The organism is Vibrio sp. TAP-3B (genome assembly GCF_057784735.1).
The window spans coordinates 186,262-211,743 of the sequence record NZ_CM173495.1 but is presented as its reverse complement, the minus strand read 5'-3'; the positions used below and the strand labels follow the sequence as shown (position 1 = coordinate 211,743).

Sequence of the window (25,482 nt, the reverse complement as noted above, 5' to 3'; positions counted from 1 at the left end):
CGCGCATTTATATGACTCTTGATATTTCAAAGTACCCAACACTGGCGTTAGCAAACACTCCGGAAGAGCTACGTCTTCTTCCGAAAGAAACATTACCAGCTTTGTGTGATGAATTGCGAACGTATCTGCTAAATTCAGTCAGCCAATCTAGTGGACATTTAGCGTCTGGCTTAGGCACCGTAGAGCTAACCGTCGCTTTGCATTATGTTTACAATACCCCAATCGATCAGTTGATCTGGGATGTTGGTCATCAAGCTTACCCGCATAAAATTCTCACTGGCCGCCGCGATCAAATGCCAACCATTCGCCAAAAAGATGGTCTACACCCTTTCCCTTGGCGTGAAGAAAGCGAGTATGACACGTTATCTGTTGGTCACTCTTCTACTTCTATCAGTGCAGGACTGGGCATGGCCATTAGCGCACAAAAAGAAGGCAAAGGTCGTAAAGTGGTGAGTGTGATCGGTGATGGTGCGATTACCGCAGGCATGGCATTCGAAGCGATGAACCACGCGGGTGATGTTCACTCTGACATGTTAGTGATTCTAAACGACAATGAAATGTCGATTTCAGAAAATGTTGGCGCTCTCAATAATCACCTCGCCAAAGTGCTTTCTGGTAGTTTATATACTTCCATTCGTGAAGGCGGTAAGAAGGTTCTGTCTGGCGTGCCCCCCATTAAAGAACTGGTTCGCCGCACCGAAGAACATCTAAAAGGGATGGTCGTACCGGGCACGCTGTTTGAAGAATTTGGGTTCAACTACATTGGTCCAATCGATGGACACGATGTGAATGAGCTGGTCAAAACCCTGAGAAACATGCGTGAGCTTAAAGGTCCTCAATTCCTGCACATCATGACCAAGAAAGGCAAAGGTTATGAACCCGCAGAAAAAGATCCGATTGGTTATCACGGCGTTCCTAAATTTGATCCCACGCATCACTGCCTGCCTAAAAGCAGCGGCGGAAAGCCCACCTTTTCAAAAATCTTTGGTGATTTTTTATGTGATATGGCCGCGCAAGATCCGAAGCTAATGGCGATTACGCCAGCGATGCGTGAAGGCTCAGGCATGGTTCGATTCTCAAAAGAGTATCCAGAACAGTACTTCGATGTGGCGATTGCAGAGCAGCACGCAGTCACGCTCGCGACAGGCATGGCCATCGCGGGCAATCACCCTATCGTTGCCATCTATTCCACCTTTTTGCAGCGCGGTTATGATCAACTGATCCACGATGTGGCGATCATGAACTTACCTGTGATGTTCGCTATTGACCGCGCAGGTCTCGTTGGCGCTGATGGCCAAACTCACCAAGGTGCGTTCGATCTCAGCTTTATGCGTTGTATCCCAAACATGGTGATCATGGCACCAAGCGACGAGAATGAATGTCGTCAAATGCTTTACACTGGTCACAAGCATACTGGTCCAAGTGCGGTTCGATACCCACGTGGAAATGGTATGGGGGCAGAGATGGAAACGGAATTCACTGCGCTAGAAATTGGTAAAGGTCGCATCGTACGTAAAGGGGAGAAAGTCGCCATTTTGAACTTTGGCACCTTCTTAAGCAATGCGCTCGAAGTGGCAGATAAGCTCAATGCGACCGTGGCTGACATGCGCTTTGTCAAACCTCTTGATGAAGCACTAATTCGTCAACTCGTCGCAGGCCATGACGTACTGGTCACACTGGAAGAAAACGTCATTTCTGGCGGCGCTGGTGCTGGTGTCGTGGAATTTATGATGAAAGATAAAACCATTAAACCAGTTTTAAACCTAGGTCTCCCAGATGAATTTATCCCCCAAGGGACTCAAGACGAGTTGCATGCAGCGCTTGGACTCGATGCGAAAGGGATAGAGAAGTCCATTGTCGATTACCTCGACAAATAGCCTAACCAAAATGCGAAAAAGGGATGCCATGCGCATCCCTTTTTAATTCTTCCATGATTGTTGTTGATGAATATCTAGTTCATCCAGCCCGCGTATTTCGCGACTAAAAACAGCGTAATCCCCGCCATAATACCTGCCACTATGTCATCCACCATGATGCCGAATCCGCCGTGAACGCGCTTATCTAACCAACCAATCGGCCAAGGTTTCACCATATCGAAAAAACGGAATAAGATGAAACCAGTGAGCAGCCACTTCCATTCGGTTAATGGAATGTTTAGAGCCGGTACGATACCCATCGTGATCCAATAACCAGCAAACTCATCCCATACTATCGACCCGTGATCATGAACCCCCATATCTGCAGAAGTGATTTGGCAAATTTTAATGCCAATAACACACGAAATCAGAACGACAATGACATACGCTGGAAATGGTAACTGAGCCAAAAGTAAAAAGAACGGTATCGCCGCTAATGTTCCCATAGTGCCAGGGATAAAAGGTGATAAGCCGCTACCAAACCCAGTCGCCAATAAGTGCCATGGATTCGTTAGTGAAATCAGAGAAAGAGGGTTGGTCATATCCTTAAAGCCTATACTGCTAATTTGGTTTCAATCTTAAGGTCACTTAAAGTGGTCGAAACCACTGAGATCCCAATCGAGAGGTTGGTTACTGTCATGCAGCTCAAAAAAACCATTGGGTCGAATTTGGCCAATGCATGTAACTTTGCAACCAGTATGCGACAGTGCACTTTGCAGTGAACCTCGGTTTTGTTCAGGCACAGTAAAGCACAATTCGTATTCTTCGCCACTTGCTAAAGCATACTGCTGAGCACTAACCTTATCATCTAAAAACTGCATTAATTCCGAAGATATGGGTAACTGAGAGACATCAATACTCACGCCAACTTGAGATCGTCGCAAAATATGGTTGATATCAGCCATCAAACCATCTGAAATATCGATAGCGGATGATGCTAAGCCGACTAAGGCTTGCCCTGCAAGTATGCGAGGCGTACTGAGGTAATGCGCCCGCTCTAGCTCTTCTGCGCCCGTTCGGCTACGCAGAGACGCATTGAGAATGACATCCAACCCAGCTTTCGCATCCCCAAGATGGCCTGTAACGTATACCCAATCGCCAACTTTAGCACCTGATCGTGTTAACGCTTTGCCTTCAGGTACAAAACCCTGCACTGTCAACGTCAGACTCAGAGGGCCTTTGGTCGTATCCCCACCGATTAACTGAATACCAAAGTAATCGGCCAACTTAAAAAACGCATCACCGAAAGGAGCTAACCACGTCTCATCCGGCTCTGGCATCGTTAACGCAAAACTTACCCAAGCAGGAGTTGCGCCCATCGCCGCCAAATCACTAATATTAGAAGCAAGCGCCTTATGTGCTACCCAAGCAGGGTTGGCGTGTGACAGAAAGTGAGTGCCAGATACTAACGTATCAGTGCTAATGGCAATCTGAACATTAGCTGGAGCTTTGACGAGTGCACAATCATCACCTGCGGCGAGGTGGACATCTTTACGTTGGTTCTGACGTCCAACGAAGTATTTATCGATCAGGTTAAATTCACCAGACATAATTCATTTATCTTTTCACGCCAATGCAATTTATTAGGGTTCGAAAACGGCGCTGGAAAGAGCGCAAAAACAAAGAAACAGTGCGTTAAATAGCAACGCTACAGGCATACCTTTAACGCCGTTCTTGTGCTCTTAAACCAGACAGAGCCGGATAGAGATTAATGGTATGGGGATAATACAAAAAAGGCCAGCATGAGCTGACCTTTTCACTGAAGAAATCGTTATTTCTTACGGACGTGAGGGGCGGCTTTATCTAGCACACCATTCACAAATTTGTGACTGTCTTCCGCTGCGAATACTTTAGCAAGTTCAATCGCTTCGTTGATTACCACTTTGTAAGGAACATCTTCGCGACGAGTCATCTCGTACATAGCAAGGCGAAGAAGGGCAAGCTCCATCATATCTAGGTCCTGCATCGGACGAGAGGTATATGGACGAATTTTGCTATCTAGCTCAGCGTGGCTAAGTACAACACCGCTTAGTAGTTCACGGAAGTAAGCGACGTCAGTCTCTGGAGCAGCAAGCGCTGGCTCTGATGCGTGAAGTTCTTCTTCATCGTATTTGTCGCCAGACAAAAACTGTTCTTCGATTTTGGCAACGTTCTCTTTAGTAATTTGCCATGAGTAGATCGCCTGTAGAGCGAATTGACGTGCATTACGACGTGCGGCTGGTTTCACACTGGCCCCCATTAGGAATCTATTTCAGATAGTACATTAATCATTTCAAGTGCGCTTAGTGCAGCCTCTGCACCTTTATTACCAGCCTTGGTTCCTGCGCGTTCTATTGCTTGATCGATCGTATCAACAGTCAACACACCAAATGCTACAGGAATGCTGTATTCCATAGACACTTGTGCCAGACCTTTGTTCATTTCACTACAAACATAGTCAAAGTGAGGCGTTCCACCGCGAATAACCGACCCTAGAGAAACAATAGCGTCGAATTTGCCAGTTTTAGCAACACGCTGAGCTACTAGAGGTAGTTCTACGGCACCTGGACAACGCACAACCGTGATGTTGTCTTCGCTTACTTGTCCGTGACGCTTTAGTGTATCGATCGCACCAGAAAGTAGGCTTTCGTTAATAAAACTGTTGAAGCGAGAAATAACGATAGCAATTTTTGCATTTGGCGCTGGGAAGCCACCCTCGATCACTTTCATAAGCTTTCCTTTAACTCTATTTATAAGTGAAATATGTTCATCAAGTGAGAATCGCCGGATTCTAGCACAAATTTGTGAGCAATATCTAATGGAAATTGGATGCAGACCACCAGTTCCTAGTCGTTTGTAGCTTAAGCTCGTAAAAGACTAGAAACTTATCGTCCAGCCGTTAATCGCAGACGTATTCAACCACGTTCAGACCAAAGCCACTCAATGCGTGATATTTTTTGTTAGTCGACGATAAAAGGCGCATGTCATGTATGCCCAAATCCGCCAGAATTTGCGAGCCCACCCCCACACGACGAGACGTTCCTTGCTTTTTCGCAAGCGTTGGCGCTTCGCCTTTGTCTTGCGCTTCGAACATTTTCACGCGATGGATGAGTAACTCTGTTGACTCTTCATGACCAAGCACGACCAACACCCCGCCCTCTTCACCGATGCGTTTCATCGCTTTGTCTAGCGTCCAACTGCGTTCCGCATTTCGGTCACTGCGCAGCAAATCGGTAAAGATATCTTGTAGGTGCACACGTACCAATGGAGCGCCTTCTTGTAAGTCACCTTTGCACATTGCGTAATGCACTTGGTTATCGATGGTATCTTTGTAAGTGACCAGCGTAAATTCACCAAACTCTGTCGGTAATTTACACTCCGCCACACGCTCGATGGTGGTTTCGGTGTTATTGCGGTACTCAATTAAGTCGGCGATAGTGCCTAGTTTAATGCCGTGCTTCTCTGCAAAGATCTCTAGATCAGGGCGACGAGCCATGGTGCCGTCGTCATTTAAGATTTCGACGATAACCGATGCTGGTTCAAGACCCGCTAGCCGAGCTAAATCACAACCAGCTTCTGTATGACCGGCACGAGTTAATACGCCACCATCTTGTGCCGCTAAAGGAAAAATATGACCAGGCTGAACTAAGTCTGCGGCTTTCGCTTTTGGAGCCACCGCAGCTTGAACAGTACGAGCGCGATCTGCTGCAGAAATTCCCGTTGTGACACCTTCAGCTGCTTCAATTGAAACCGTAAAATTCGTGGTGTACTGCGCATTATTATCTTGCACCATTGGTGGCAAGCCTAAACTTTCACAACGCGCTTTTGTCATTGTCAAACAAATCAAACCACGGCCGTGAGTTGCCATAAAGTTGATCGCTTCCGGCGTAATATGCTCGGCAGCCATGATCAAATCCCCTTCGTTCTCACGATCTTCATCATCCATTAAGATGACCATTTTACCCGTGCGGATATCATCAATAATCTCTTGTGGCGTACTGATTGGCATAATCTGTTTCCCGTTATTCTAAATTTATTATTGCGGCAGCAATGGTTAACGTCTTGTTACTCATACACTCAACGTTACCGTCTGAGCTTTGGTTTGACTTAATCACCTCGACCATACAGGCATTAGGCAAAACCATTTTGCTGTAAAAAGTCCATGGTGATTCCAGATTCTGACTTCTCTTCTTGCTGACCTTGCAGCAAGCGCTCCATGTAACGAGCGAGCACATCAACTTCTAGATTAACTTTACGTCCCACTTGAAATTGGTCAATAGTGGTTTCTTCACTAGTATGAGGAACAATCGTCAATTTGAACGCATTTTTACGTAAGTCGTTCACGGTCAAGCTAATACCATCAACCGTGATAGAGCCTTTTCCTGCCACATACTTGCTGATTTCAGCTGGCATTGCGACCCAAAACTCTATCGCTCGGCCAACGTGATTACGTTCTACAATTTCTCCCACGCCATCGACGTGACCAGAAACAATATGACCACCAAAACGCGTGGTTGGCAGCATGGCTTTTTCTAAATTTACCTTATCGCCAACCTGATATTCTGCAAACCCCGTTTTTTTCAGTGTCTCTAAAGACAAGTCGGCACTGTAATAGTGGTTGCCGAAATCAACCACAGTCAAACAAACACCATTGGTCGCAATACTGTCACCTAATTTGACATCAGACATATCAAGTTGACTTGTTTCAACGGTGACGGTGATGTCTTCGCCCTTCGGCGTGATGGCAGTGAGTATGCCAACTGCCTCTACAATTCCTGTAAACATAATGCTTCTTATCTAGATTTCAGTGCGTTTGATCGTAGCGGTGATGCGGATGTCCACCCCCACCATACGAACATCAGTAATGTTTAAATCAATGACTTTCGCCATCTCAGTCAGCCCAAGCGCACCAATTAAGCCACGACCGTCACTTCCCATCAATTTTGGCGCGAGATAAACAATCAACTCATCGACAAGATTAGCTTTAATTAGCGCACTCGCGAAGGTTGCTCCCGCTTCTACCCATAAATGATTGATCTGGAAATCGTTCGCAGCGCTTTTGAATATCGCCGCAAGATCCACGTGACCAGAGCTATCCAATTGCGGAACTATGTCACCACTTTGGCTAACGATGATACGCTCCCCCTCAGTATTAAACAGCTTAAGCGTATCCGTAAGATGATTCTGGCGATCTAAAATCACTCTTACGGGCTGGCGAAGATCTTCTCGCAAATACTGTGCTTGGACGCTTTCTGGCAAGTCATCCCAGCGCACATTCAGCGATGCGTTATCATCAACCACGGTTTTACTGGTAGAGAGAATACCGCCACTTATGGCACGGTAACGCTGTACATCTTGGCGAGCACTTAGGGAGGTAATCCATTGGCTTTGGCCATTGCTCAGGGCACTTTGGCCATCCAAGCTTGCAGCCATTTTCAACTGAATAAACGGCATCCCGGTACGCATAAATTTAATAAAACCCGGATTGAGTGCATTCGCGTCATGTTCTAACAAGCCTACATGAACCTCAACGCCCGCATCTCGCAGCATCTGGATACCGCGACCAGCAACTTGAGGATTTGGGTCTTGCATTGCACATACTACACGTGCCACTTTCGCTTTGATCAACCCTTCAGCACAAGGTGGCGTTCGGCCATAGTGAGAGCACGGCTCTAGGGTAACGTAAGCAGTCGCGCCCTCGGCTTTCTTACCAGCCATACGCAATGCATGCACTTCAGCATGAGGCTCACCGGCACGATGATGGTAGCCTTCGCCCACAATCTCATCATCACGCACAATAACGCAACCGACATTCGGGTTTGGGGCGGTGGTGAAAACACCACGTTTCGCTAGCATGATTGCTCGCGACATCATGGAAAAATCTTGAGAGAAAAATTCTATTTGAGGAGTGTATTGAGTCATGGGCAACTTAGTCTTCAAGGCGGGCAATCTCTTCGCCAAACTCGCGAATATCTTCAAAGCTACGATAAACGGAAGCAAAACGAATGTAAGCCACTTTATCTAACTCTTTAAGCTGGTCCATCACCAAATTACCTATCATGTCACTGGGTACTTCACGTTCACCTGTTGCTCGCAGTAGCGATTTAATCATACTGATCGCTAACTCTATCGCGTCTGCGCTCACTGGGCGTTTTTCCAACGCACGCTGAATACCGCCGACCATTTTATCTTCATCAAATGGTTCGCGATTACCATTAGATTTAATCACTTTTGGCATCACTAACTCAGCCGTCTCAAACGTAGTAAAACGTTCGCTGCACGCTAGGCATTGACGACGACGACGGACTTGATGGCCATCTGCGACTAAGCGAGAATCAATCACTTTTGTATCGTTCTCGGAACAAAAAGGACAATGCATATCACCTCCATATCTATACCAAAATAACCTCGAAAGTTGGCATCAGTTAACCACGGCCATGTACTTCGTCTTGTTTGAAGTCATTTGGGTATAGAGCCGAATCAAAGCCCCTGTAGTGTAGCGGAATTGATATGCCATAGAAAACAAAAAGGGGCGTTAGCGCCCCTTTTTCAATCAATATCAAGTCGAATATGTTAACCGCGTACTAAGTAATTTGCTTTACCAACCCACTTGTAGCTAGTTAGCTCTTCCAATCCCATTGGTCCGCGGGCATGCAGCTTTTGCGTGGATACTGCAACTTCAGCCCCTAGACCAAATTGCGCACCGTCAGTAAAGCGCGTTGAGGCATTCACATAAACCGCCGCAGAGCCTACAGAATTGATGAACAGCTCTGAGTTTTCCAAACTGTTAGTCATGATTGCATCTGAATGGCTGGCATTGTGCACACGCATATGGTCAATCGCGTCTTTTACGTCAGACACAACTTTGACTCCTAGGGTGTAGCTCAACCATTCCGTATCAAAATCATCTTCCCCCGCATCACGTACTTGTTTCGCTTTCGCCATCAATACTTTGGCTTTTTGCTCTGCAACGAACGTGACTTTGTCGTTCATGCGCTCAACGATTATTGGTAGGAATTGCGCTGCAACTTTCTCATGCACCAACAAGGTATCTAAAGAGTTACATGCCGACGGACGCTGCACTTTTGAGTTTTCAACCACATTTAAAGACTTCTCAAGATCCGCCGATTCATCCACAAAGATGTGGCTGATACCAAAGCCGCCAATAATTACTGGAATCGTACTATTCTCTTTACACATTTTGTGCAAACTCGCACCACCACGTGGGATGATCATATCCACGAACTCATCCAATTTTAGTAGCTGAGAGACAAGCTCACGATCTGGCTTCTCAATGTATTGAACGGATGCCGCTGGCAGGTTGGCTTTTGTCAATGCAGACTGGATCACTTTCACCAGTTCCACATTTGAGAAAAACGTCTCTTTACCACCACGTAAGATGCTGGCGTTGCCCGTTTTTAAACACAGGGCTGCAATATCGATCGTTACATTCGGCCGTGCTTCGTAAATCACACCAACCACACCCAGTGGTACTCGGCGGCGAGACAACGACATACCGTTTTCTAGCACTTTGCTATCCATTTCACTGCCAACAGGGTCATTCAAGCTAATAACATTGCGTACGTCATTGGCTATCGCCGTTAATCGCTCTTCATTGAGAAGTAAGCGATCTAATAGCGCTTCTGTCAGGCCCGCTTTTCGGCCTAACTCAATGTCTTTTTCATTCGCCGCCAAAATAGTTGCAGAGTGCGCTTCTAACTCGTCAGCGATGATAGAGAGTGCTTGATTTTTTTGCGCGGTTGACGCTGTCGCCAGTTCAAAAGCTGCAGTTTTGGCAGCTTTACCCATGTTCGTTAAATCCACGTTGCTTCCCTCTAGTTTTATTCTTGAATGACGACCAGATCATCACGATGAATCACCTCTGAACCATAATCATGGCCCAAAATAGAGATGATATCTTTACTGTGCTTACCCGTGATTTTTGTAAGATCGTCGCTCGAGTAAGCGCTAATACCCCGAGCCACCAATTTTCCGTGAGAATTTGTTATGCGTGCGACTTCGCCACGGGCAAAGTCACCACTAACTTTGACCACTCCTTTTGCCAACAAGCTACTGCCTTTACCAACTACAGCCTTAACGGCACCATCATCAATAATGATGTCGCCAGAGGCGGCAGGACCAGCAAGAATCCAACGCTTACGATTTTCCAGTGCTTCTGAACAGGGCAAGAAACGTGTGCCCTGTGGTTCTGAACTTAAAGAGTCAAAGATAACATTTGGTGCACTGCCGGCAGCGATAATAACTTCAATACCCGCATGGCGAGCAATATCTGCCGCTTGCAGTTTGGTTGCCATACCGCCCGTGCCTAGCGTTGTCCCACTTCCACCTGCAATTTTACGCAATGTGTCATCGATGGTTTTCACTTCTTTGATCAGCTCTGCGCTTGGATCTTTACGCGGATCGGCAGTAAATAAGCCTTTTTGGTCGGTGAGGAGCAACAGTTTATCTGCACCGCACAAAATGCCGACCAAAGCAGAAAGGTTGTCATTATCACCGACTTTAATTTCGCTCGTTGCCACGGCATCATTTTCGTTCACGATAGGAATAATGTCATTTGCAACAAGGGCATTAATGGTGTCACGTGCATTAAGAAAACGCTCACGATCTTCTAAGTCGGCACGCGTCAATAACATCTGACCAATTTTAATCCCATAAATACTAAACAACGATTCCCATGCCTGAATCAAACGGCTCTGGCCCACCGCGGCAAGTAGCTGTTTGCTCGCCATATCGTTGGGCAATGCGGGGTATCCAAGGTGCTCACGGCCTGCTGCAATCGCACCAGACGAAACCATTACTACTGAATGACCTTGTTTTTTAAGCTCTGCACACTGACGCGCCAGCTCAACCATGTGAGCACGATCGAGCGCCAACGTGCCGCCTGTTAGCACACTTGTACCCAGTTTCACAACGACGGTTTGTGGTTGTGAAACAACTGCATTTTGTTGATTCGTTGTCATGATGTCTTCTGAAGTGAAAAACAAATAAAGAGGGGATGTTTTAACAATCAAATAAGGATTTAACAAGAGAAAAGGTGCGAAAACGCACCTTTTTGTTTTGTTCTAAATTAAAGCCAGCAAATTAGACGAAATCGAAAGACTCCGTGTGATATTCGACTTCTAGTTTGAAATGCTCTTCTAAAGTATCAACGAGTTTTTGATGGAAGGTTCTCTGTGTTAGGTAGACTTCCTCTGTCGTTTTTTTAGGTAATACTTCTGATACCCACAGGCCTTCTTTATTGTATTTACCGATGTGATATTTTGCTGTAAAGCCTCCTTCGATGGATTCCAAATCCATCCACCAGCCCCAAAACTCTCGCTTTTCTGGCGATTTTTTTTCGTCTATACAAACCGATAAGCAATCAAAATAGTAACGCCCCTCTTGTGATTGCGGTTCGCGTAGATAGGGGCCAATTGCCTTCAACTTTGATATCAAGCGAAAGTGGGTTGGGCCCTTAGTTGTCTCTGACATATGAATCTCCATTTCCATAGTTAAAAGTACACACCCAGAATGATTATTATTTTAATTATCATGAGCTTGTTTTTTGCTCAGTTATATCACTTTTAACTAATTTAGAAGCTTTGTCATCTTAATAGTTCATCTTCTAACCACTTTATGGCTAAATCGAGGGATTGCTCATATCCTTTTGTAATCGTTTTGGAACTGATCTTCTTAGCTCGGCCATACTGACTGAACAACGCGACAAGTTGGTTATCGCTGTGTGGCGAGACAGGATCCCCTTCTAAACTCAGTGCCAGAATAGGCACCTTCGTTCTTCGACTACTCAAAAACCCTTGTACTTTCAACGACCACGCCATCATCTGCCCAGCCATACTGTTAATATCGACGGTATTCTTACCGAACCGAGAAGCTAAAAGATCCAGATACATCTTCGGCATCTTTTGCAGCTTTTCTGGGGAAGTAAAGATATCGTGCACTGGTGCGCCCAATGCGACGCACGCTTTGATCTTCTCTTGTTCGACAAATGAGAGACGTATCATCGCATTACCGCCAAAACGGAATCCGACTAAACCAACTTTATGGTGATCGACCCAAGGTAGTGAATAAAGCTCATTCAGTACTGCTTGGTGAAGGCAGCTTGAATTTTCAGTTAAAGGCCAGTGTGAACTATGCCCTACTGACGGCATGTCGACCGTCAACATCGCAATATCTTTCGGGGCGAGATGGTTACGGAACAAACGCCACATATCGGTTTGCAACGAGTCTAGCCCCGCGCTCACCATCACGACTGGCAATTGTTTATCGGTTCTAGGTAGATGCAGATTCGCAATGATTTTGCGATTTTGATAAGGCACTTCAATTTGCTTAATGGTGTACTGCGTTTTTTCTGCACCATCTGAATAAGCCTTATTTGCCAGCACTTGAGCCTGTAATGCCAAGTTATCGTTCTTAAGGTGTGGATAGCCTGCGATACTGAAACACAAAGAGGCAGTGAACAGCTCATCCGCGGCCGCTTCACCTTGCAACTCACTCGAACGCCTTTGATGCTCCATGCCTAATTTGATCCACTCAAACGTCCAGTTACCGTTGTGGTAACCCATGACGGTATCTAACCAGTTATCATTAGTTCGAGAGTGTGAGGAAGAAGCGATCTTAGACAGTACACCTTCCATCTCTATTGGCGACAACCCTTGCCATGCCCATTGTAAGCGGCGTAAATGACGATACCAAGCACTCCCCCCCTGTGATTCTCGCTCATCAAGAATCTTTTGACTGCTCGGCATGTATTGAGTGAGGGCTGAGGTTTCTTTTGCTTGCTTATGTTTCACGAACAAAGTTTCGGAAATATTTTTACTGACGTCTTCAGACATAGAAAGAACCCTAGGCTATTGGCAATAAATATAATGATAATAAAAAAAATGCCCCTATACAGGGGCATTTCTCAATATTCTTCAATAGCAATTATTTTTGTTTGCGATTCACTGGCTCAGCATATTGGATGGACATATCCCATGGCTGTTCGATCCATGTGTCTTGCGCGATGTCCACGACGTAGTCATCTAACAACTCTTTACCCGATGGCTTAGCGCAAACAGCGATCATTTTCGCTTTTGGATACATCTCACGCAATTTACGTGCAGTATCACCGCTGTCTACTAGGTCTTCAACGATTAAGTAACCTTCACCATCGCCTTCCGGTGCTTTAAGCACTGTCATATCGCGCTGATGATCATGGTCATAGCTTGAAATACAAATAGTATCTACGTAACGAATGCCTAGCTCGCGAGCCAAAATAGCGCCTGGTACCAAGCCACCACGGCTTACCGCCCAAATACCTTTCCATTGCTCAGCTGGCATTTGTTTCTCAGCCAGTTCACGGCAATAAGCCTGCATTGCATCCCAAGTGATAATGAATTTTTTACTCATTGTAATAACCTAATAATTTGAAAATATGCATCCCCCAGCTCCAGTAATACTCCTTAAATATAGCGATGTATTTACTAGAATCTTCTTACGTAAAAAGATGGGGGTTTCAAGCTGCGCAAACGATTATTCTACCGAAACACGTTATTAATACCAACGCTGATGTCAAAATTCTCTGTCTACTGTGCAGAAAAATCCTATTCGGTGAATTCGAGTATACTCTACAAACAACCAGTCAGTGTGGACGAACATTCACACTAACTGGTTGCGAAAAATTAACCGATCAGGTATTTAACGATGAAAATAGCTGACATCACCCAAACACTCATCGACACCTCACGCCCTTTGCCACTGAATAGCTTGATAGCGGAGTAAGCGATAAAACCAAGTGTAATACCTTCTGCAATAGAGAAAGTTAATGGCATAACCAAACAAGTCACCACCACTGGTGAGGCTTCAGTTAGGTCACGCCAGTCGATGCTTACGAGCCCAGACAGCATCAAAATCGCGACATAAAACAAAGCACCCGACGTTGCGTAAGCCGGGATCATACCTGCTAGTGGCGAGAACAATAAAGCAAGCAGGAAGAGTGCACCAACAACCACTGCTGTTAGACCAGTACGACCTCCCGCAGCGACACCAGAAACGCTCTCAATATAAGAAGTCGTATTCGACGTGCCCAGTAGAGCACCAACAGAAGTCGCGGTTGAGTCCGCAAGGAGCGCTTTGTTTAGGCGAGGAATGTTGCCATTCTCATCAGTTAGGCCTGCTTTTTGAGAAACACCAACTAGCGTACCTGCGGTATCAAACAAATCGACAAATAGGAAAGCAAATACAATTGAGATCATGCCAACTTCAAACAAACCAGAGAAGTCCAATTGCATGAAGGTTGGGGCGATACTTGGTGGTGTTGACATAATGCCCCCCCACTGCACATCACCCAATAACAGACCCAGCGCCGTAACACCCAGAATAGCAATCATAACTGCGCCTCTCACACCACGGTGAACCAGCGCAATCGTTAGAAAAAAGCCAATAGCCGCCAGCACTGAAGTTAATGAAGTGATGTCTCCCATTGAAACCAATGTTGCCGGATTATCAACCACTATCCCTGCGTTTTTCAATGCGATAAAAGCAAGGAAAAGTCCGATTCCGGCCGAGATGCCAGTACGCAAAGAGTGTGGAATCGAGTTGATGATCCACTCTCGGATCTTAAACACACTCAGAAGAATGAACAGCAGACCAGAAACAAACACAGCAGCCAATGCGACTTGCCATGTGTAACCCATTCCCAATACAACAGAATAAGTAAAAAATGCGTTAAGTCCCATGCCTGGAGCTTGGGCGATTGGGTAGTTAGCAACAAATCCCATAATGAAACAGCCAATAGCCGCCGCAAGACAAGTCGCAACAAAAATAGCACCACGGTCCATACCTGTATCCGAAAGGATAGCTGGGTTTACAAAAATAATGTAAGCCATGGTAAGAAAGGTGGTAATACCTGCGATGATCTCAGTGCGCACATTAGTGCCATTTTCACTGAGTTTAAATAGCCTCTCGAGCATGATCAAATCCTGTAAAGGTGAAGAAGTAAACGGTTGCGTAATCGATTGGCGTGAATTATAAAGTTATCAAATAGTAAATTCTAGGTAGAATCTTCACTCTAATGCATTTTTTTTCGTAGGATATGAAACTTATTAGTTAGAAATACAAAACCATAAATAGAAAAAAAGCATATAAAACAAAGATTAAAAAAAACAAACCCGAAACTTTGCACCGTGTATAAACTGAACAATGTACTAAACTTTCAAACAAAAAAGACGCTTTTTGGCATGAAATTCAGGCAGATTTAATAGAAAAATGAAATAACAAGAAGGATTCGTCAGAGAATGGAGGCTTGATGGCGATAACTTAGCCAACAGTAGAAAAAAGGCATAAAAAAACGCCACCCAAACTGGGTGGCGGCGAATCATATCAGCGCTATCGCTGAAAAGAAATTCCAATTTATAGGGGTGAACAAACTGTTCGAGTCACATGCGTTGACTGCAATTAGTAGCCAAAGCTTGTTGGGTATACAAAGTTGCCGGTGTAAACAGATTTGCTATTCCAGAACATTGCACTTGGTAAACCTTTCATAACTATCACCTTTTAAATCAATTAAAACAATCGTTGATTTCTCGGTTCCTTGGAGGCGATAAAACGGACTCATCCTTTGAGCATTTCGTTCTTCTCTCAGAAGCTGGTTATAAATATACCACTAAGAAATTTAATTACAACTAATTTGGTGATTTAAGTCACAAAAAGTTATTTATACCGATCCAGGTCAAATCTTTAATGTAATTAAACTACATATCTGTAATTTAAAAATAAGCTACCTTTCAATCGGTATAAAAAGAGAGCACAAAGACCGATTTAACGTTTATAAACGTGTGGCAGTTCAGGGAGAAATCCTTACACCAGCGACTACTCGTCCCCTTTATCTGGTGGTATGCTAAACGATAATCTGAAAGCCAAATCGTCCAGCATTTAATGCTAACCCAATAACTTTTTACGGTATATATTTGGCAAAGCACATAAAAAAGGAGTCCTCCGTGTCTGAGTTCCATTCTGAAGTCAGTACCTTATCACCTGCTCCACTTTGGCAGTTTTTCGATAAGATTTGTTCTATCCCTCATCCATCCAAACATGAAGAAGCATTAGCCCAATACATAACTAACTGGGCCACAGAGCAAGGACTTGATGTTCGTCGAGACCCAACGGGTAACGTATTTATTAAGAAACCTGCGACACTTGGAATGGAGAATAAGAAGGGCGTTGTCCTTCAAGCGCATATCGACATGGTGCCGCAAAAAAATGAAGACACCGAGCACGACTTCACAACCGATCCCATCCAACCTTACATTGATGGCGAGTGGGTCACCGCAAAAGGGACAACGCTTGGTGCAGACAATGGGATTGGCATGGCATCTTGTCTTGCCGTGCTGGCGTCACAAGAGATCCAGCATGGGCCTCTAGAAGTACTGCTAACCATCGATGAGGAAGCAGGAATGACGGGCGCTTTCGGCCTTCAAGCAGGTTGGCTAGAAGGTGAGATCCTTCTAAATACTGACTCTGAGCAAGAAGGCGAAGTGTACATGGGCTGTGCCGGTGGTGTCGATGCGACTATGGCTTTCGATATCAATCGAGAATCGATTCCGGCAGGTTTCGTCACTCGTCAGTTAACACTTAAAGGACTAAAAGGTGGTCACTCCGGCTGTGATATTCACACTGGTCGAGGCAACGCAAACAAGTTGCTTGGTCGATTCCTCGCTGCCCATGCTCAGGAACTAGACTTACGTTTAGTGGAGTTCCGTGGTGGTAGCTTACGCAACGCCATTCCTCGTGAAGCGTTTGTCACCGTTGCCCTTCCTGAAAAAAACCAAGCAACATTATCGGCGCTATTTAATCAATACACAGCTCTACTTAAAACTGAGCTAGGTAAAATTGAAACTGATATCGTCACTTTCAACGAAGCCATAACTATTCACGCCCAAGTTTTTTCTGTTGCGGATCAGCAGCGTTTCATTGCCGCACTTAATGCTTGCCCAAACGGCGTAATACGCATGAGTGATGAAGTGGAAGGTGTCGTAGAAACATCACTCAACGTTGGTGTAATTAATACACAACAGAACAAGGTCACCGTGCTTTGCTTGATTCGCTCGCTGATTGACTCTGGCCGTAGCCAAGTAGAAAGCATGCTTCGCTCAATCTCCGAATTATCGGGTACACAAATTCAGTTCTCTGGGGCTTACCCTGGTTGGAAGCCAGATGCAGATTCAGCAATCATGACCATTTTCCGTGACATGTACGAAGGCATTTACGGTCATAAACCAAATATTATGGTGATCCATGCGGGTCTTGAGTGCGGTCTGTTCAAAGAACCTTACCCACATATGGACATGGTTTCTTTCGGTCCAACGATCAAATTCCCTCACTCTCCTGATGAGAAAGTGAAGATTGATACGGTTCAATTATATTGGGATCAAATGGTTGCGTTGTTAGAAGCCATTCCTGAAAAAGCATAATTGCAAAACAAACGTCATACATAAAAAAGGTGCCTCAGTGGCACCTTTTTTATGCTTTATCGCAGCTTTCGGCACAAGTCGCGATAAAGCTTATTATTCCCATCTGTTCTTTTTATCGAGCTATGTATTACACTGATATAAAGTTAGAATTAAAACGAAAATATAACACCTGATGAAATTTTACTCAGATTGATTAAAACAATTTATCGTGTCGGTAATGAGAATGATTAGTGTGATTTTGAAGCAGTTGTTACATTGTTGCTAACGCATACGGCAGAGATGGTTTATGACCAGAACTAAAAAAAATAAAGTATTTGAGCTTCTCGGATATCAAGTCCAACCAGGGCAACGATTAGAGATCGAATTCGCAGTGGCACAATTGTACACACATTCCCCCCTCGCGATTCCAGTGGAGATCATCCATGGTAAACAAGAAGGGCCAGTATTAATGGTGAACGCTGCTATCCATGGCGATGAACTTAATGGTGTAGAAATCGTTCGTCAGATCATCAATCAACTGGATCCGCAAAAGCTGAAAGGCACGGTCATTGCGGTCCCAATTGTCAACGTGTTCGGTTTTATTCATAAATCCCGTTACCTACCCGACCGACGAGATCTCAATCGCTGCTTTCCTGGTAGTGAAAAAGGCGCCCTCGCGTCTCGTATCGCACACGGTTTCTTTAATAATATCGCTAAACGCTGTGATTACATTTTGGACCTACACACAGGTGCCATTCACCGCACCAACCTGCCTCAGATCCGTGCAAACTTGAGTAACCCCGAAACCCTGCGCATCGCCAAAGCTTTTGCCACACCAGTGATTGTAGACTCTGCGTTGCGTGACGGCTCTTTACGCAGTGAAGCCGAGAAATGCGATATTCCAGTATTGACTTACGAAGCTGGGGAAGCGTTGCGCTTTGACCCGTTATCAATCAGCGCAGGGGTGCTGGGTGTTCAACGCGTCATGCAGGCCATCGGTATGCTACGCGCCAGTCGCAAAAAGAGCCGAGAACCTGTGATTGCAAAATCCACCAGCTGGGTGCGCGCATCTGGAAACGGCATTTTACGCACTGTCGTGAACCTAGGAGACAAAGTCGAACAAGGAGAAATCCTTGCTTACATCAGCTCTCCTCTCGGCCACAATGAGATCGAAGTAAAGGCACCAAAAAGTGGTTTTGTTATCGGCCAACAAACACTGCCATTGGTTAATGAAGGCGACGCCACCTTCCATCTGGCTTACTTCAAACTAGGTGATGGTATGGCAGCACAAGTTGTAGAAAATTATATCGAAGAGCTGACGGAGTTCGATGTTGATCAAGTCACAACCGGACAGATTAGGCTTGAGACCCCATAGTGCCAACGTGAAGCATTAACTGACCTACCTTGTTTACATTTTTATACAACCAACTACTAACCCTGCTTCTCAACTGCTGGGCTTTTTTTATTCCTTCATAACACGCTACCTCGTACTTTGCCACGCATGAAAAAATACTTATACGCTAACACTCTAGGCGAAAACGACTCACTTTATTCCTCGTAAATGGCCCAGAAGAAGACTCTGATAACATGAAAGCTGGCAATGGTGAGATTGTGAATGACTCAGGTTACGAGCTAGCAACCTACTGGTACAGTCAGCGACGAAAATAATGAACAACCTGAAATGAGCAATTTTTAATGCGAGTAAAAGGGCCGTTTAATCTATCGGTTTCTTCGAACGGTTTATAATTCTGCGTAAATAAAAATGCCCCGAGATAAACTCAGGGCATTTCTAACTTCATGCCCCGCGGCATAAAAATCAACGCTTGGCAATGTGCAATTATTCTTCGTCAGCGTCGGCTTCGCGCGCTTGACGAGTTTCTTCTTTGCGAGCTTTTGCTGCAAGCTGTTCAGCCTCACGCTCTTGGCGTTGTACTGCTTTACGCTCGTTACGAACAACTTGGTTTTGAATAAATTCAGCCAGTTCTTTTTCAGCCCAAGCTTGCGCTTTGGCTTCACTGTCAAAGCCAGTTTCACGCTTTGATACAACGGTTTTACGAGACGTCACTTGTCGAGTGATTTCAGCGCTCCAACCATTACGTTTTTCAGTGATACGAATAGCAAATTTTGGATTTTTAGACATGTCTTTCATTTCCTAAGGGATTAATCAGGGATTCGGTCAACTTGATAACTCCATCTAAGCTGAGCTGTTTAACACCATCCCTTGGTAAGCGCGGTATTAGAGCATAAAATCCAATGTTTTGCTGTAATTTTTTCGCGAAAAATACACGATGCAATGTTCTCCACGCTAATAATAAAAACACGCAGCTCTTTCGAACTGCGCTTGTCATTTTTCAAGGCGAAACTGGATTAACCGAGATTCTTACGCGCGTTTTGGAACATACGCATCCATGCACCGTTCTCACCCCAACCTTCTGGTGCCCATGAGTTCGCCACGGTGCGGAATACACGCTCTGGGTGAGGCATCATGATAGTTACACGGCCGTCTTGCGTTGTTAAGCCGGTAATCGCATTTGGCGAACCGTTCGGGTTATTTGGGTATTGTTGCGTTGGGTTACCAAGATTATCCACGTAACGAACCGCAACCGTACCTGATGCTTCAATCGCAGCTAGGTGGTCAGTATCACGTACTTCTACACGACCTTCACCGTGGGAAACTGCGATTGGCATACGCGAACCTGCCATACCGCCGAAGAATACAGAATCAGATTTCTGAACTTCAACGAGACTAAAGCGCGCTTCGAAACGTTCTGATTGGTTGCGTACAAAGCGCGGCCATAAGTCAGCACCGGGGATCAGCTCTTTCAAATTTGATAGCATCTGACAACCATTACACACCCCTAAAGAGAAAGTGTTATTGCGCTCGAAAAACGCTTGAAATTGCTCACGAGCTTGTGCGTTAAACAGGATAGACTTAGCCCAACCTTCACCTGCACCTAGTACGTCGCCATAAGAGAAGCCACCACAAGCCACTAGGCCGTGGTATTCATCCAGAACGGCTTGACCCGCTAGGATGTCACTCATGTGGATATCCGTCGCTTCAAAACCTGCTCGGTCAAACGCTGCTGCCATTTCAACGTGGGAGTTAACGCCTTGCTCACGTAGAATCGCCATCTTAGGCTTCGCACCTTTTGCAATGTAAGGCGCTGCGATATCTTCGTTAACATCAAAGCTTAACTTCACGCTCAAACCTGGGTCTGTGTTGTCTTTCTTCGCTTCAAATTCTTGGTCTGCACATGCTGGGTTATCGCGTAACGCCTGCATTTTATGCGTCGTTTCAGCCCAGATAGTGCGTAGTTCAGTACGAGAACGTTCAAGTACAACTGCATCACCTGAAGTAATAACGACGTTATCTGAAGCTTCAACAGAGCCAATCACGTGTGAGCACGTTTCTAGACCGTTTGCCGCTAGCGTTGATAGCACTGCATCTAGGTCATCGTTCTTAACCTGAACCACCGCACCTAATTCTTCATTAAATAGCGCAGCAAGCGTATCATCACCTAACTCGGCGATGTTTGCTTTCACACCACAGTGACCCGCGAATGCCATCTCAGCAAGTGTCACGAATAAGCCACCATCGCCTTTATCATGGTAAGCCACCAACTTGTCATCACGAACTAAAGATTGCATCGCATCGAAGAAGCCTTTGAGCTGCTCAGCGTTATCAACATCAGCAGGTTTATCACCAAGCTGTTTGTAAACCTGTGCCAATGCTGTCGCACCCAGACGGTTCTTACCGTTACCTAGGTCAACAAGAATAAGGAAAGATTCACCTTTGTCAGTGCGTAGTTGTGGGGTCACGGTCTTACGTACGTCTTCCACACGGCCAAATGCCGTGATCACAAGAGACAGTGGCGATGTGACCTCTTTGATCTCACCTTTCTCTTCCCACTGAGTTTTCATCGACATGGAATCTTTACCTACTGGGATAGTCAGACCGAGCGCTGGACACAGCTCCTCACCGACCGCTTTCACCGCTTCATAAAGACCCGCATCTTCACCTGGGTGACCCGCCGGCGACATCCAGTTTGCCGACAACTTGATGTGTTTGATATCACCAATATCAGTCGCTGCGATATTAGTTAGTGACTCACCGACCGCTAGACGTGCTGATGCACCGAAATCGAGCAGCGCTACGGGTGTACGCTCCCCCATCGACATCGCTTCGCCGTGATAAGTATCGTAACTCGCGGCAGTTACTGCACAGTTCGCCACTGGTACCTGCCAAGGGCCAACCATTTGGTCACGAGCCACTAGGCCTGACACTGTGCGGTCACCAATGGTGATCAAGAAGGTCTTTTCCGCGACGGCTGGTAAACGTAGGACTCGGTCTGCCGCTTGATTGATTTCGATACCATTACGCGACATTGCTGGGCTCTCCACTTTCAGTGTTTTAGCGTCGCGGTGCATCTTCGGTGTTTTGCCAAGTAGGATATCCATTGGCATGTCGATAGGTGTGTTATCGAAGTGCGAATCTTCTAATATTAGATGGCGTTCTTCTGTTGCGACACCGACAACAGCGTACGGTGTTCGTTCACGCTTACAAATCGCATCAAATACTTCCATGTTCTCTGGTGCGACCGCAAGCACGTAACGTTCCTGAGACTCATTACACCAGATTTCTAGCGGGCTCATGCCCGGCTCATCATTGGGAACATCACGGAGCTGGAACTTACCGCCACGCTCACCGTCGTCGACAAGCTCAGGTAAGGCATTCGAGATACCGCCCGCGCCCACATCGTGGATAAATGCGATTGGGTTGTCGTCGCCTAGCTGCCAACAACGGTCGATCACTTCCTGACAGCGACGCTCCATCTCTGGGTTTTCACGCTGTACTGACGCAAAATCTAAATCTTCTGCCGACTGACCAGACGCCATTGACGATGCAGCCCCGCCCCCAAGACCGATGTTCATGGCTGGGCCGCCAAGTACGATCAGGCTCGCACCAACTGGAATTTCTTTCTTTTGCACATGTTCGTCACGAATGTTACCCATACCACCAGCAATCATGATTGGCTTGTGGTAACCACGCACTTCTTCGCCTGCGTGTGACGTCACTTTTTCTTCGTAAGTACGGAAGTACCCCAATAGGTTTGGGCGACCAAATTCGTTGTTAAACGCTGCGCCACCTAAAGGGCCTTCTAGCATAATGTCTAGCGCGTTGACTATCCGGCCAGGCTTGCCAAAGTCCGTTTCCCACGGCTGCTCAAAGCCAGGAATACGTAAATTCGAAGTCGTAAAACCAACTAAACCAGCCTTTGGTTTACCACCAATACCGGTTGCACCTTCGTCACGGATCTCACCACCAGAACCGGTTGAAGCCCCAGGCCACGGTGAAATTGCCGTTGGGTGATTGTGGGTTTCAACCTTCATCAAAATATGCGCATCTTCTTGGTGGTAATGGTATTGACGTGTTTTTGGATCTGGGAAGAAACGACCAGCTTTAGACCCCGTCATCACCGCCGCATTGTCTTTGTAGGCAGATAGAACGTAGTCTGGTGTCGTTTCAAACGTGTTTTTGATCATCTTGAACAGCGACTTCGGTTGCTCAACCCCGTCGATAGTCCAATCTGCGTTAAAAATTTTGTGGCGACAGTGCTCTGAGTTAGCCTGAGCAAACATCATCAATTCAATGTCGTTTGGGTTACGACCAAGCTTAGTAAAATTCTCTACCAAGTAATCAATTTCATCTTCGGCTAGCGCCAAACCTAGGGAAACGTTTGCTTCTTCAAGCGCAAGACGACCGCCCGCTAAGATATCAACATGCGCCACAGGCTTAGGCTCTGCGACTGTGAACAATGCTGACGCAGCTTCGAATTCTGTGAATACCGTTTCCATCATACGATCATAGATAAGTGCTTTTACGTCGGCTACTTGGGCGTTAGAAAGTGCAGTGGACGTTTCTATGTAATACGCCGTGCCTCTTTCAAGACGTTTCACTTTGTCTAAACCGCAGTTAATGGCAATGTCCGTAGATTTAGAAGACCAAGGAGAAATGGTGCCAGGACGAGGGGTAACAAGCAGTAGAAGGCCTTCAGGCTTATGCTCTTCGATAGTTGGGCCGTAAGTCAGCAACTTTTGAAGTTTTTCGAACTCTTGGCCGTCAAGGTCAGATTTGAGATCTGCAAAATGCATAAACTCGGCATAAATGCCCGTTACAGGCAGAGCTTGTTCACGACAAAGTTCCAGAAGTTTATTAACACGGAACTCAGAAAGAGCTGGGGAGCCACGCAAAATTCTCATGAGCTTAGGTCTCTTATACTATTGATTAAGATGATATTGGAATAAATTCAGTATGTTAAAACAATAAACCTCGAACTTATGCCGATTTCACCTCTCCGCTGCGAGCGCATTATATAGCAATTGTTTTTGTGATGTAACACCAGAGGCAACCGTTTGCGTCATTTTTTCATCAAATATGAGTTGAAGCCAAAATGTCGATAAAACACACAACGTCGCACTCTAACTGTGTGATTCACTTTGCCCCATGACCGCGCTTTGATATAAAGGTAGATAGAAATTTCCCGAGACGTACCTATTAATGCAAATAAGTCAGTTCAACCGATTCAAGCGCAGCGCCCTACTTTCTGTTTCTGTGCTACTACTTTCTGCCTGTCAGATTGAATCGGATCCAAAAAGTGAATTCGAACAAATTCAAGAACGTGGTGTGCTTCGAGTGGGCACGCTAAACGACCAGCTTTCCTATTATATTGGCCCCGACGGTCCCGCAGGATTAGACTACGAACTGGCACGTCAGTTCGCAGAACAACTCGACGTAAAACTCGAAATTAAGCCTGCGTTTCGTCAAGCTGATCTTTTCCCTGCTCTGAAGAAAGGGGATATCGATATTATTGCGACAGGTTTAAATCAAACGCCTCAAGCCGTGAAGCGATTTAGGCCCGGCCCAGCTTATTACTACGTAAGCCAACAAGTTGTTTATAAAAATGGACAACTTCGACCTCGCGACATTGAACAACTGATTGAGTACCAAGCATCGAAAGACAGCCAAGCTGAAGAAGGTACCAACGCTGGTGCTCAAACACTGAAAATCGTCGAGCAGTCACAATATGTTCCCACACTGACGGCATTGAGAAAACAGTATCCAGAACTGCAATTTGAAATTGTGGGAGATGCGGATACTCGAGATTTACTAAAATATGTGTCAACGGGTGAACTTCGTTTTACGGTAACTGACTCAGTCGAGCTGTCACTGGCTCAGCGCCTTTATCCAGATTTAGCGCTTGCTTTCGAACTGACAGAAGATCAACCAGTCTCTTGGTTTACGCGCCGCTCTGAAGATGAAAGCTTGTATGCCATGCTGATTGAGTTTTTCGGTAACATCAAACAATCGGGAGATCTCGCCACACTCGAAGAGAAGTACATCGGTCATATCGAAGCTTTTGACTACGTGGATACACGAGCCTTTATTCGAGCTCTTGATGATAAGTTGCCGAAGTGGGCCCCCCTATTCCAAAAATACAGTGAAGAATTTGATTGGCGCCTAATTGCAGCATTGGCTTATCAAGAATCCCATTGGAAACCAAGAGCCAAGTCCCCTACCGGCGTTAGAGGAATGATGATGCTCACCCTCCCTACCGCGAAGAGTGTTGACGTTACAAACCGACTTGATCCGGAGCAATCCGTTCGAGGAGGCGTCGAGTACTTGCGTCGTATTGTTGGCCGAGTTCCGGATAGTATCAATGAGCATGAAAAAATATGGTTCGCTTTGGCCTCATACAATATCGGCTATGGCCATATGATGGATGCTCGACGGCTCACCAAAGCACAAGGTGGCGATCCTAATGCATGGGCCGATGTGAAAGACAGGCTACCGTTACTACGCCAAAAGCGTTACTACAGCCAAACTCGCTATGGTTACGCCCGAGGGGATGAAGCACTCAATTACGTCGAAAACATTCGTCGCTACTATCAATCAATCGTTGGGCATGTTAGCCAGACGCCAACGGTTGATGAGGACGGTGATGACTTGCAAGTCATTCCACCACTCAACCCTGAGCTACTCACTTCAGGGGCCGTAGAGACAATGGCAGAGCAAGTGTCTGGCGCCTCAAAAGTAACGGTTGAAGAGCCAATAAAAGAAGCTCTCGAAGAATAAGTGA

General features: G+C 45.8%; 21 protein-coding genes. 4 read left to right on the top strand and 17 right to left on the bottom strand.

The window, feature by feature from the left end; translation table 11 throughout:
- Nucleotides 1-11 precede the first annotated feature (11 nt).
- Nucleotides 12-1,877, top strand: a complete 1,866-nt coding sequence (gene dxs, locus AC3D28_RS01020; protein WP_098416286.1) for a 1-deoxy-D-xylulose-5-phosphate synthase — start codon at nucleotides 12-14, stop codon at nucleotides 1,875-1,877.
- A 74-nt stretch (nucleotides 1,878-1,951) separates the two neighbouring features.
- Here dxs and pgpA read toward each other — a convergent pair whose 3' ends face one another.
- From pgpA to vcdP, 15 genes are all read right to left on the bottom strand, one after another.
- Nucleotides 1,952-2,458 (bottom strand): phosphatidylglycerophosphatase A, encoded by a 507-nt coding sequence (gene pgpA / locus AC3D28_RS01015; RefSeq protein ID WP_098416287.1) that lies wholly within the window; start codon nucleotides 2,456-2,458, stop codon nucleotides 1,952-1,954.
- A 42-nt stretch (nucleotides 2,459-2,500) separates the two neighbouring features.
- Nucleotides 2,501-3,466: a thiamine-phosphate kinase gene (thiL, locus tag AC3D28_RS01010; RefSeq protein WP_488535272.1), complete on the bottom strand. Its 966-nt coding sequence runs from the start codon at nucleotides 3,464-3,466 to the stop codon at nucleotides 2,501-2,503.
- Between the two features lie 221 nt (nucleotides 3,467-3,687).
- Nucleotides 3,688-4,155 (bottom strand): transcription antitermination factor NusB, encoded by a 468-nt coding sequence (gene nusB / locus AC3D28_RS01005; RefSeq protein ID WP_098416289.1) that lies wholly within the window; start codon nucleotides 4,153-4,155, stop codon nucleotides 3,688-3,690.
- Nucleotides 4,155-4,625, bottom strand: a complete 471-nt coding sequence (ribH, locus tag AC3D28_RS01000; RefSeq protein WP_098416290.1) for a 6,7-dimethyl-8-ribityllumazine synthase — start codon at nucleotides 4,623-4,625, stop codon at nucleotides 4,155-4,157. The genes nusB and ribH overlap by 1 nt, the downstream gene beginning before the upstream one ends.
- 169 nt (nucleotides 4,626-4,794) lie before the next feature.
- Nucleotides 4,795-5,904, bottom strand: coding sequence for a bifunctional 3,4-dihydroxy-2-butanone-4-phosphate synthase/GTP cyclohydrolase II (gene ribBA, locus AC3D28_RS00995; protein WP_098416291.1), 1,110 nt, complete (start codon nucleotides 5,902-5,904; stop codon nucleotides 4,795-4,797).
- Nucleotides 5,905-6,026: 122 nt separating this feature from the next.
- Nucleotides 6,027-6,680: a riboflavin synthase gene (locus tag AC3D28_RS00990; RefSeq protein ID WP_488535271.1), complete on the bottom strand. Its 654-nt coding sequence runs from the start codon at nucleotides 6,678-6,680 to the stop codon at nucleotides 6,027-6,029.
- Between the two features lie 12 nt (nucleotides 6,681-6,692).
- The gene (gene ribD, locus AC3D28_RS00985) at nucleotides 6,693-7,817 is read right to left on the bottom strand and encodes a bifunctional diaminohydroxyphosphoribosylaminopyrimidine deaminase/5-amino-6-(5-phosphoribosylamino)uracil reductase RibD (protein ID WP_488535270.1); all 1,125 of its coding nucleotides are present in this window, start codon (nucleotides 7,815-7,817) and stop codon (nucleotides 6,693-6,695) included.
- 7 nt (nucleotides 7,818-7,824) lie between these two features.
- Complete coding sequence (gene nrdR, locus AC3D28_RS00980; RefSeq protein WP_488535269.1) at nucleotides 7,825-8,274, bottom strand: transcriptional regulator NrdR; 450 nt, start codon at nucleotides 8,272-8,274, stop codon at nucleotides 7,825-7,827.
- Between the two features lie 194 nt (nucleotides 8,275-8,468).
- A complete protein-coding gene (locus tag AC3D28_RS00975) occupies nucleotides 8,469-9,719 on the bottom strand; it encodes a glutamate-5-semialdehyde dehydrogenase (protein WP_488535268.1) in 1,251 nt (416 codons plus the stop codon).
- A 17-nt stretch (nucleotides 9,720-9,736) separates the two neighbouring features.
- Nucleotides 9,737-10,876, bottom strand: coding sequence for a glutamate 5-kinase (gene proB / locus AC3D28_RS00970; protein ID WP_098416296.1), 1,140 nt, complete (start codon nucleotides 10,874-10,876; stop codon nucleotides 9,737-9,739).
- Between the two features lie 121 nt (nucleotides 10,877-10,997).
- Entirely contained in the window at nucleotides 10,998-11,387 is a 390-nt protein-coding gene (gene crl / locus AC3D28_RS00965) for a sigma factor-binding protein Crl (protein ID WP_098416297.1), read from the bottom strand.
- A 113-nt stretch (nucleotides 11,388-11,500) separates the two neighbouring features.
- Entirely contained in the window at nucleotides 11,501-12,748 is a 1,248-nt protein-coding gene (gene frsA, locus AC3D28_RS00960; protein WP_098416298.1) for an esterase FrsA, read from the bottom strand.
- A 91-nt stretch (nucleotides 12,749-12,839) separates the two neighbouring features.
- On the bottom strand, nucleotides 12,840-13,304 hold the full coding sequence (gene gpt / locus AC3D28_RS00955; protein WP_054389787.1) for a xanthine phosphoribosyltransferase: 465 nt from the start codon (nucleotides 13,302-13,304) through the stop codon (nucleotides 12,840-12,842).
- Between the two features lie 272 nt (nucleotides 13,305-13,576).
- Nucleotides 13,577-14,866 (bottom strand): NCS2 family permease, encoded by a 1,290-nt coding sequence (locus AC3D28_RS00950; RefSeq protein ID WP_488535267.1) that lies wholly within the window; start codon nucleotides 14,864-14,866, stop codon nucleotides 13,577-13,579.
- Nucleotides 14,867-15,350: 484 nt separating this feature from the next.
- Complete coding sequence (gene vcdP, locus AC3D28_RS00945; protein ID WP_479729366.1) at nucleotides 15,351-15,416, bottom strand: small protein VcdP; 66 nt, start codon at nucleotides 15,414-15,416, stop codon at nucleotides 15,351-15,353.
- Nucleotides 15,417-15,892: 476 nt separating this feature from the next.
- On the opposite strand from vcdP, the gene AC3D28_RS00940 reads away from it, so the two are divergent.
- Together AC3D28_RS00940 and AC3D28_RS00935 are read left to right on the top strand one after the other, a co-directional pair.
- Entirely contained in the window at nucleotides 15,893-17,365 is a 1,473-nt protein-coding gene (locus AC3D28_RS00940) for an aminoacyl-histidine dipeptidase (protein ID WP_488535266.1), read from the top strand.
- Between the two features lie 286 nt (nucleotides 17,366-17,651).
- The gene (locus AC3D28_RS00935; RefSeq protein WP_488535265.1) at nucleotides 17,652-18,719 is read left to right on the top strand and encodes a succinylglutamate desuccinylase/aspartoacylase family protein; all 1,068 of its coding nucleotides are present in this window, start codon (nucleotides 17,652-17,654) and stop codon (nucleotides 18,717-18,719) included.
- 462 nt (nucleotides 18,720-19,181) lie between these two features.
- On the opposite strand, the gene AC3D28_RS00930 is transcribed toward AC3D28_RS00935, so the two are convergent.
- Nucleotides 19,182-19,484: a DUF3622 domain-containing protein gene (locus AC3D28_RS00930; RefSeq protein WP_098416302.1), complete on the bottom strand. Its 303-nt coding sequence runs from the start codon at nucleotides 19,482-19,484 to the stop codon at nucleotides 19,182-19,184.
- Between the two features lie 227 nt (nucleotides 19,485-19,711).
- Complete coding sequence (gene purL, locus AC3D28_RS00925) at nucleotides 19,712-23,605, bottom strand: phosphoribosylformylglycinamidine synthase (RefSeq protein WP_488535264.1); 3,894 nt, start codon at nucleotides 23,603-23,605, stop codon at nucleotides 19,712-19,714.
- Nucleotides 23,606-23,903: 298 nt separating this feature from the next.
- Between purL and mltF the strand changes: the two genes are divergently transcribed.
- Nucleotides 23,904-25,478, top strand: coding sequence for a membrane-bound lytic murein transglycosylase MltF (gene mltF / locus AC3D28_RS00920; protein ID WP_488535263.1), 1,575 nt, complete (start codon nucleotides 23,904-23,906; stop codon nucleotides 25,476-25,478).
- Nucleotides 25,479-25,482: the final 4 nt, after the last annotated feature.